This window comes from Halomonas koreensis, from assembly GCF_031451675.1.
GTDB classification, from domain to species: Bacteria; Pseudomonadota; Gammaproteobacteria; order Pseudomonadales; family Halomonadaceae; genus Halomonas; species Halomonas koreensis.
Genome location: NZ_JARWAK010000024.1, coordinates 22,775 through 31,749 on the forward strand (window position 1 = coordinate 22,775; position 8,975 = coordinate 31,749).

The following is an 8,975-nucleotide window of genomic DNA, read 5'->3' on the forward strand; positions in this document are numbered from 1 at the left end:
CCCAGATGACGAGTTTCACCGCCCAACGGCCGCCGCATATCCTGGTGGTGCGCAACGACAAGCTCGGCGACTTCATGCTGGCCTGGCCGGCCCTGGCCGCGCTCAAGGCCGCCCGGCCGGCGCCCCGCGTCAGCGTGGTGGTGCCCGGCTACACCGCGCCCCTGGCCCGCTGCTGTCCGTGGATCGACGAGGTGATCCTCGACCCGGGCGACGGCGCCGGCCGCGAGGCCCGCCGCGAGCTGCTCGGCCGCCTGAAGGCGGGGCGCTTCGATGCCCTGCTGACGCTGTTCTCCACGCCGCGGATCGGCTGGCTCGGCTGGCGGGCCGGCATCCCGCTGCGCCTGGCGCCGGCCACCAAGTGGGCCCAGGTATTCTACAACCGCCGCGTCACCCAGCGCAGGTCCCGCTCCGAGAAACCCGAGTACGTCTACAACCAGGAGCTGGCGGAGGCGCTGCTCGAGGCCCTGGGGCTCGCGGTGCCGCCGCGGCCGGCGCCTCCCTACTGGCCACTGGCCGAAGGCGAGCGCGAGGCCCAGCGGGCGGCCGTGGCCGCCGAGACGGGGCTGGACGCGACGCGCCCCTGGCTGTTCCTGCACGCCGGCAGCGGCGGCTCGGCGGTCAACCTGAGCCGCGCGGCCTATGCCCGCCTGGCCCGTGACGTGGACGCCCGGCTGCGCGGCTCGGGCGTGACGCCCGCCTGGGTGCTCACCGCCGGTCCCGGCGAGGAGGCCAACGCCGAGGCGCTGGCCGAGGCCCTGGGCGAGGCGGGGCTCGAGGCCAAGCGACTGCCGGCGAGCCCCGGGCTCGAGGCCTTCGCCCGGCGACTGGCGGCGGCGGACCTGTTCATCGCCGGCTCCACCGGCCCGCTGCACGTCGCCGCCTGCCTCGACCGCCCCACCGCGGGCTTCTATCCGTCGCGGCGCTCGGCGACGCCGCTGCGCTGGCAGACCTGCAACGCCGAGCCACGCCGCCTGGCCTTCTGCCCCCCCGAGGGCGCCCACGAGGCGGACATGACGGCCATCGACCTGGACGCCGCCGCCGCGGCCATCGCCCGGCGGCTGACCCCCTCCCCGATCAGCGAGCCCAGCCCATGACGCCCATCTCCGGCATCATCATCACGCTCAACGAGGCCGACAACGTCGGCGACTGCATCGCCTCCCTGCGGCGAGTCTGCGACGAGGTGATCGTCGTCGACTCCGGCAGCCAGGACGCCACCGTGGCCATCGCCGAGTCCGCCGGGGCCCGGGTCATCCATCAGCCCTACCTCGGCGACGGCCCCCAGAAGGCGGTCGCGGTGCCCGAAGCCCGCCACGACTGGATCCTGGCGCTCGACGCCGACGAGCGCCTGGACGACGACGCCGTCGAGGCGATCGGCGGCCTGGCCCTGGACGACCCCCGGCGGGCCTACCGCTTCCGGCGCCGCAACTTCGCCGGCCGCCACTGGATCCGCGCGGCGGGCTTCTATCCCGATCCCGTCACCCGGCTCTACAACCGCACCACCTCGGGCTACCTGCCCAAGAAGGCCCATTCCTCGGTGCAGGCCCCCGAGGTCACGGACCTGAACGCCCACATCCGGCACTTCACCTATCGCGACCTGTCGCACTGGATCACCCGCATCGACGCGCTTTCCAGCCGCGACGCCTGGGCCATGAAGGAGCGCGGCAAGGGGCCCTCGTCGATGCGGCCGGCGCTGCATGCGGCCACCGCGACCTTCCGCAAGCTGATCCTCAAGGGCGGGCTCTTCCAGGGCGCGGACGGCTTCACCGTGGCCATGACCACGGCGTTCCACGCCTACATGAAGTACGCCAAGCTGAACGAGCTCCACGAGAACGAACGCGCCCGCCCCGACGCCGACGATGCCTGACCGCCGCCTGCCCGCCGGGCTCCGGGCGCCCCGCTGGTGGGCCCTGCTGACCCTGGGCCTGGCCCTGGGCTTCGCCGCCGTTACCGTCACCCCGCTGCCCGGGGCGATGATGCCGCCCATCGTCGTCGCCTGGCTGGGCCTGGCCCTGGTGCTGCGCTGGGGTGCCCCACGCCCCGCCGCGCCGCCGGTGCGGGTCTGGCCCTGGTCGCTGCTGCCGCTGGCTCTGTGGGGCGTCTACGTCTACCTGGCCGACAGCTTCGGCGTCGTCGACCTCGGCGCGGTCTTCTTCCACCTCCAGGCCGGCATCGAGGAACACGGCGGCGGCGGCCGCCTGATCGCCGCGGGCCTCTACAGCCTGGCCATGCTGCCGGTGCTGGCGGCCTTCACCTGGCTGGTGCGGACCGACCGCCGCTGGCGGCTCGTGGAACGGGTGCTGGCCCTGGCGCTGCTGGCCACCAACCCCCTGCTGTTCGGCCTCGGCCAGCGCGGGGCGGCCCTGGTCACCGAGGACGGCGCCTGGCTGGACCGCCGCTACGTGCCGCCCGCCATCCGCCAGGCCCCGGCGGAACCGCCCAACCTGCTGGTGCTCTACCTGGAGAGCCTGGAGCGCACCTACGCCGATCGCGAGCGCTTCGGCGACGCCTATGCGCCGCTCGCCGAGCTGGGCCGCCGCGGCGTGGTCGTGGAGGGCATGCGCCAGCTCGACAACACCGGCTGGACCATGGCCGGCATGATCGCCAGCCAGTGCGGCACCCCGCTGATGCCCGCCGGCCTGCTGCATGACAGCCAGTTCGAGCCCCTGGAACGGGTCGTCCCCGGCGTCGACTGCCTGGGCGACCTGCTGGCGGCCCGGGGCTACCGGCTCAGCTACCTGGGCGGCGCCAGCACCCGCTTCGCCGGCAAGGGCCGCTTCTACGCGGATCACGGCTTCCACCGGGTGCGCGGCCGCGAGACCCTGGCGCCGCGGCTGGACGATCCGGACTATCTCAACAGCTGGGGGCTGTACGACGACAGCCTCTACGACTTCGCCCTGGGCGAGATCCGCGCCCTGGAGGCCCGGGGCGATCCCTGGGCGGTGGTCACCCTGAGCCTGGGCACCCATCCGCCCGCCGGCTTCCCGGCCCGGACCTGCCGCGACCGCCAGGGCGCCTTCGACGGCGTGGACATCCTCTACGCCGTGGAGTGCGCCGCCCGGCTGGCCCGGGGACTGATCGAGCGGCTCGCGGCGGAGGGGCTGCTCGAGGACACCCTGGTGGTGCTGGCCAGCGATCACCTGAGCATGCGCGTCTCGGCCTGGGAGGCGCTCACCGAGGGCCCGCGGGCCAACACCTTCATGCTGCTGGGCAATGGCCTGGCGCCCCGCCGGCTCGAGCGCGAGGCCTCGACCCTGGACGTGCTGCCCACGGTGCTCGAGGCCATGGGCTTCGCCATCGAACGCCACCGGGCGGGCCTCGGCGTGTCGCTGCTGGCCGATGAGCCGACCCTGGTCGAGCGCCACGGCCTGGAGGCGATCAATGCTCGCCTGCGGGAGGAGACGGCCCTGCAGCGGCGGCTCTGGGAGGGGCTCGGCCACCTGCCGAGGCCCGAGCCCCGGGCGCTCAACCCGGCGCCCTAGACACTCCCTGGCCGCGATCCCTCGGCCACTTGCTCATCCGCCCCACTGTGCGAGGCGCGCCCCCAAGCGACCTCTAGGAGGCCCGGATGGCGGCCAGCAGCCGCGCCGGCGTCAGTTGCCGGAGACAGTTGGTATGCCCCAGCGGGCAGTGGCGCTCGAAGCAGGGCGAGCAATCAAGCGCCAGGGTATGGATCTCGGCGGCGTCGGTCAGCGGCGGGGTGTAGGCCGGCGAGGAGGACCCGTAGATCGCCTGCACCCGGGTGCCCGCGGCCGCGGCCACGTGCATCAGCCCGGAATCGTTGGTCACCGCCTGGCAGCAGTCGGCGAGCAGGTCCACGGCGTCCGCCAGGCGGGTCTGGCCGCACAGGTTATGGACATGCGCGAGCCCGCCGGCGATGGCCTCGCCGGCGGGCGCATCCTTGGGCCCGCCGAGCACCCGCACCTCGAAGCCCTCGGCGATCAGCGCCTCGGCGAGGGTGCGAAAATGCTCGAGCGGCCATTGCTTGGCGGGACCGTACTCGGCGCCGGGCATCATGGCGATGGCCGGGCGCCCCCCCAGGCCGTGGGCGTCGTGCAGCGCCGCCAGGTTGGCGTCGTCGCGCCGCAGGGACGGGAACGGCACCGGGAAATCTCCGCGACGCGACGCCTCCGCCGGGAGCCCCAGGGCCACGAAGCGCTTGACGGTCTGGTCGAGCACCGCCTTGTCCAGGTGTCGCCGGTCGTTGAGCAGCGCGTAGCGCTGTTCGCCGTGGAAGCCGGTACGCCGCGGGATCCGCGCCAGGAAGGGCACCAGCGCGGACTTCCAGGAGCGCGGCAGCACGATGGCCCGGTCGAAGCGTCCGCGCAGCGTGGCCGCCAGCCGCCGGCGCGCCCCCCAGCCGAACTCACCGTGGCCCACCTCCAGGGCGGCCACCTCGTCGACCTCCGCCATGCGCTCGAGGATCGGCCGCGACCAGGCCGGCGCCACCACGCCGAGGCGGGCCGCCGGATCGGCGGCCTTGAGCGTCTTGAACAGGCTCTGGGCCATGACCATGTCGCCGACCCAGGACGGGCCGACGACCAGGATGCGCTCCCCGGCCTCAGGCATTCAGCCACTCCAGGTAGTCGCGCACGCCCTCGGCCACGGTGCGGAATTCGCGGTCGTAGCCGGCCTCGCGCAGCCGGGCAATGTCGGCGCGGGTGTAGCTCTGGTAGCGGCCCTTGAGCTCGTCGGGGAAGTCGATGTACTCGATGCTGCCCTTGCCGTAGTAGTCGATCACCGCCTCGCCGATGGCCTTGAAGGGCTCGGCGCGACCGGTGCCCAGGTTGAAGATGCCGGAGGCCTCCGGGTGGTCGAGGAACCACAGGTTGACGTCGACCACGTCGCCCACGTAGACGAAGTCGCGGCTCTGCATGCCGGCCTCGTAGCCGTCCCAGGCGCCGAACAGCTTGAGGTCCTGGCCGGCGCTGACCTGGGTGTGGTGGTGGTAGGCGACGCTGGCCATCTTGCCCTTGTGCTGCTCCCGGGGCCCGTAGACGTTGAAGTAGCGGAAGCCCACCACCTGGCTCTCGAACTCGTCGTGGCGGGCGCGCACGTACTGGTCGAACAGCAGCTTGGAGTAGCCGTAGACGTTGAGCGGCTTCTCGTGCTCGGGCTCCTCGCGGAACACCTCGCTGCCGCCGTAGGTGGCCGCCGAGGAGGCGTAGATGAAGGGGATCCCCTCGCGCTGGCAGTAGTGCAGCAGCTCCTTGGAGTACTCGAAGTTGTTCTCGAGCATGAAGCGGCCATCCCATTCCGTGGTGTCGGAACAGGCGCCCTGGTGGAAGATCGCCTCGATGGGCGGCAGGTGCGGGTCATCGCCGTTGAGGGCGGCCCGGATGCGCGCCAGGAAGTCGTCCTTGTCCAGGTAGTCGCCGAGGGTGCAGTCGGCGAGATTGACGAACTTGGTGCCGTCGCGGAGGTCGTCGACCACCAGCACGTCATCGCGGCCGCGCGCGTTGAGTGCCTTGACCAGATTCGAGCCGATGAAGCCGGCTCCGCCTGTCACTACGATCATGGGGATTCCTCTTCTATGCGGGCAGGGCCATCGTGATCAGCGGGGCGCCGGGGGCAGGTCGAAAGAGGAGGCCCTACGCCATGAATGGCGTCGGCAGTGCCCAGGGAAGGGCCCGCAGCGCCTCCTCGTAGACCTGTCGCCGGCGCCCCCGAGTCGTCATTCGACGGAGGATGGCCCAGGTATTCCGGGCTGTGCCTATAACCGATCTGCCGGTGATTGTATACTTGACGGCTCGTGAATTCATGGCCAACGGTGCTTCCGCAATGACACAGTCGACGCCAGACGTGACAACCTTCCAGGGCCTGATCCTGGCCCTGCAGCAGTACTGGGCCGAACAGGGCTGCGTGGTCCTCCAGCCCCTGGACATGGAAGTCGGCGCCGGGACCTTCCACCCCGCCACCTTCCTGCGCTCCATCGGTCCCGAGACCTGGAATGCCGCCTACGTGCAGCCTTCCCGCCGCCCCACCGATGGCCGCTATGGCGAGAACCCCAACCGCCTGCAGCACTACTACCAGTTCCAGGTGGTGATGAAGCCCTCCCCGGCGGACCTGCAGGAGCTCTATCTGGGGTCGCTCAAGCGTCTCGGCATCGACCCGCTGGTTCACGACATCCGCTTCGTCGAGGACAACTGGGAATCCCCGACCCTCGGCGCCTGGGGGCTCGGCTGGGAGGTCTGGCTCAACGGCATGGAGGTGACCCAGTTCACCTACTTCCAGCAGGCCGGCGGCCTGGAGTGCTACCCGGTCACCGGCGAGCTGACCTACGGCATCGAGCGCATCGCCATGTACGTCCAGGACGTCGACAGCGTCTATGACCTGGTGTGGACCATCGCCCCCGACGGCACCAAGGTCACCTACGGCGACGTCTTCCTGCAGAACGAGCGCGAGCAGTCGGCCTACAACTTCGAGCACGCCGAGGTGCCGGTGCTGTTCGACGCCTTCGACCACCAGGAGCGCGAGTGCGCCAAGCTGCTCGACGCCCGCCTGCCGCTGCCCGCCTACGAGCAGGTGCTCAAGGCCTCGCATACCTTCAACCTGCTCGACGCCCGCCACGCCATCTCGGTCACCGAACGCCAGCGCTACATCCTGCGCGTGCGCACCATGGCCCGGGACGTGGCCCATGCCTACTACGAATCGCGCAAGGCCGCCGGCTTCCCGCTGGCCCCCGAGGCCCTGCGCCGCGAACTGCTTGCCGAAGGAGACGCTTGAGATGGCAGCCGATACCTTTCTGGTCGAACTGGGCGTCGAGGAACTGCCGCCGGGCGCGATCGATGACCTCTCCGATGCCCTGGCCGCGGGCATCCGCCGCGGCCTCGAGGAAGCCGAGATCGCCCATGGCGAGATGCGCGCCTACGCCACGCCGCGCCGCCTGGCCGTGCGGGTCGAGGCGCTGGCCGACAAGCAGCCGGACCGCGAGGTCGAGCGCCGTGGGCCGGCGCTGGCCGCCGCCTTCAAGGACGGCGAGCCGACCAAGGCCGCCGAGGGCTTCGCCCGCTCCTGCGGCGTCGCCGTCGACCAGCTGATCCACCTGGAGACCGCCAAGGGCACCTGGCTGGGCTATCGCGAGCAGCAGCAGGGCGAGGCCACCACCGCCCTGCTGCCCGGCATCGTCGAGAAGGCCATCGCCGGCCTGCCGGTGCCCAAGAACATGCGCTGGGGCGCCTCGCGGGTCGAGTTCTCGCGCCCCGCCCACTGGCTGACGATGCTCTACGGCGACCGCGTCGTCGAGGCAAGCGCCCTGGGCCTGGCGGCCGGCCGCACCACCCGCGGCCACCGCTTCCACGCCCCGGCGCCCATCGAGCTGGCCCACGCCGACGACTACCTGGCCGCCCTCGAGGACGCCTGGGTGCTGGCCGACCGCGACAAGCGCCGCGAAAGGATCCGCGAGCAGGTGCTGGCCGAGGCCGAGGTGCAGGAGGCCCGGGCGGTGATCGACGAGGACCTGCTGGTCGAGGTCAGCGGCCTGGTGGAATGGCCGGTGGCGCTGACCGGCGGCTTCGACGAGCGCTTCCTCGAGGTGCCGGCGGAGTGCCTGATCTCCTCGATGAAGGCCAACCAGAAGTACTTCCACCTGCTCGACGCCGAGGGACGCCTCAAGCCGCAGTTCATCACCGTCGCCAACATCGACAGCCAGTCGCCGGAGCTGGTGATCCAGGGCAACGAGAAGGTGATCCGCCCGCGCCTGGCCGACGCCGCCTTCTTCTACGAGACCGACCGCCAGCGTCCGCTGGCCGAGCGCACCCGGGAACTGTCCAGTGTGGTGTTCCAGCAGAAGCTCGGCACCCTGGCCGACAAGGCCCATCGCAGCGCCGCCGTGGCCGCCTTCATCGCCGGCCAGCTGGGCGGCGATGTCGGTCACGCCCGGCGCGCCGCCGAGCTGGCCAAGTGCGACCTGGTGACCGAGATGGTGCTGGAGTTCCCCGAGCTGCAGGGCATCATGGGCCGCTACTACGCCACCCACGACGGCGAGGACGTCGAGGTCGCCCAGGCCCTGGAGGAGCAGTACCTGCCGCGCTTCGCCGACGACGAGATTCCGCGCACCCGTACCGGCCAGGCCCTGGCCCTGGCCGATCGCCTGGACACCCTGACCGGCATCTTCGGCATCGGCCAGCGCCCCACCGGCACCAAGGACCCCTTCGCCCTGCGCCGCGCCTCCATCGGCGTGCTCAACATCCTGATCAAGGGCGAGCTGGACCTGGACCTGCGCGAGCTGCTCGAGCTGGCCGCCGCCCAGCACCAGGAGCTCCCCTACGCCGACGGGCTGGTCGACGAGGTGCTCGGCTACATGCTCGACCGCTTCCGCGCCTGGGGACAGGACGAAGGCATCGAGGCCGAGACCTACCTGGCGGTGCGCGCCCGCCCGGTCACCAAGCCTCTGGACTTCGCCCGGCGGCTGGAGGCCGTGCAGGCCTTCGCCCGTCGCGAGGAAGCCGCGGCCCTGGCCGCCGCCAACAAGCGGGTCTCCAACATCCTGGCCAAGCAGGGCGACGCGGTGAGCGACAGCGTGGACGCCGCCCTGCTTCAGGAAGACGCCGAGAAGGCGCTGGCCGAGGCGCTGGCCGCCTGCCGGGACAGGGTGACTCCGCTGTTCGCCGAGGCGCGCTACAGCGACGCCCTGGACGTGCTGGCCGGCCTGCGCGAGCCGGTGGACACCTTCTTCGACGACGTCATGGTCATGGCCGAGGACGAGGCGGTGAAGCGCAACCGCCTGGCCCTGCTGGCCAGCCTCCAGGCGCTGTTCCTGGAGGTCGCGGATATCGCCCTGCTCCAGCAGTAGGCGACATACCGCTCCTCCCTACGGGGCCGGCGAGGCGACTCGCCGGCCCTTTTGTTTCGTGGGATGTTTCACGTGGAACACGGGGTAAGGGGTAAGGGGTAAGGGGTAAGGGGTAAGGGGTAAGGGGTAAGGGGTAAGGGGTAAGGGGTAAGGGGTAAGGGGTAAGGGGTAAGGGGTAAGGGGT

Annotated in this window: 7 protein-coding genes; 5 read left to right on the plus strand and 2 right to left on the minus strand. The window is 71.5% G+C overall.

From position 1 onward, the window contains the following. Positions 1 to 5: 5 nt before the first annotated feature. Genes QC818_RS17840 through QC818_RS17850 form a run of 3 tightly spaced genes read left to right on the plus strand, consistent with a single transcriptional unit; the run spans position 6 to position 3,479 of the window. Positions 6 to 1,094 (plus strand): glycosyltransferase family 9 protein, encoded by a 1,089-nt coding sequence (locus QC818_RS17840; RefSeq protein WP_309654218.1) that lies wholly within the window; start codon positions 6 to 8, stop codon positions 1,092 to 1,094. Next, a complete protein-coding gene (locus QC818_RS17845; RefSeq protein WP_309654219.1) occupies positions 1,091 to 1,864 on the plus strand; it encodes a glycosyltransferase family 2 protein in 774 nt (257 codons plus the stop codon). The genes QC818_RS17840 and QC818_RS17845 overlap by 4 nt, the downstream gene beginning before the upstream one ends. Further along, a complete protein-coding gene (locus QC818_RS17850; RefSeq protein WP_309654220.1) occupies positions 1,857 to 3,479 on the plus strand; it encodes a sulfatase-like hydrolase/transferase in 1,623 nt (540 codons plus the stop codon). Before QC818_RS17845 ends, QC818_RS17850 begins: the two co-directional genes overlap by 8 nt. A gap of 73 nt (positions 3,480 to 3,552) precedes the next feature. Here QC818_RS17850 and waaF read toward each other — a convergent pair whose 3' ends face one another. Continuing rightward, positions 3,553 to 4,566 carry a lipopolysaccharide heptosyltransferase II gene (waaF, locus tag QC818_RS17855; protein WP_309654221.1) on the minus strand — a complete coding sequence of 338 codons (1,014 nt, stop codon included), beginning with the start codon at positions 4,564 to 4,566 and terminating at the stop codon, positions 3,553 to 3,555. Then, entirely contained in the window at positions 4,559 to 5,515 is a 957-nt protein-coding gene (gene rfaD, locus QC818_RS17860; RefSeq protein ID WP_309654222.1) for an ADP-glyceromanno-heptose 6-epimerase, read from the minus strand. Before rfaD ends, waaF begins: the two co-directional genes overlap by 8 nt. Before the next feature lie 263 nt (positions 5,516 to 5,778). Between rfaD and glyQ the strand changes: the two genes are divergently transcribed. Next, the gene (gene glyQ, locus QC818_RS17865) at positions 5,779 to 6,723 is read left to right on the plus strand and encodes a glycine--tRNA ligase subunit alpha (protein WP_309654223.1); all 945 of its coding nucleotides are present in this window, start codon (positions 5,779 to 5,781) and stop codon (positions 6,721 to 6,723) included. Position 6,724: 1 nt separating this feature from the next. Beyond that, the gene (glyS, locus tag QC818_RS17870) at positions 6,725 to 8,791 is read left to right on the plus strand and encodes a glycine--tRNA ligase subunit beta (RefSeq protein ID WP_309654224.1); all 2,067 of its coding nucleotides are present in this window, start codon (positions 6,725 to 6,727) and stop codon (positions 8,789 to 8,791) included. The last annotated feature ends 184 nt before the right edge of the window (positions 8,792 to 8,975 follow it).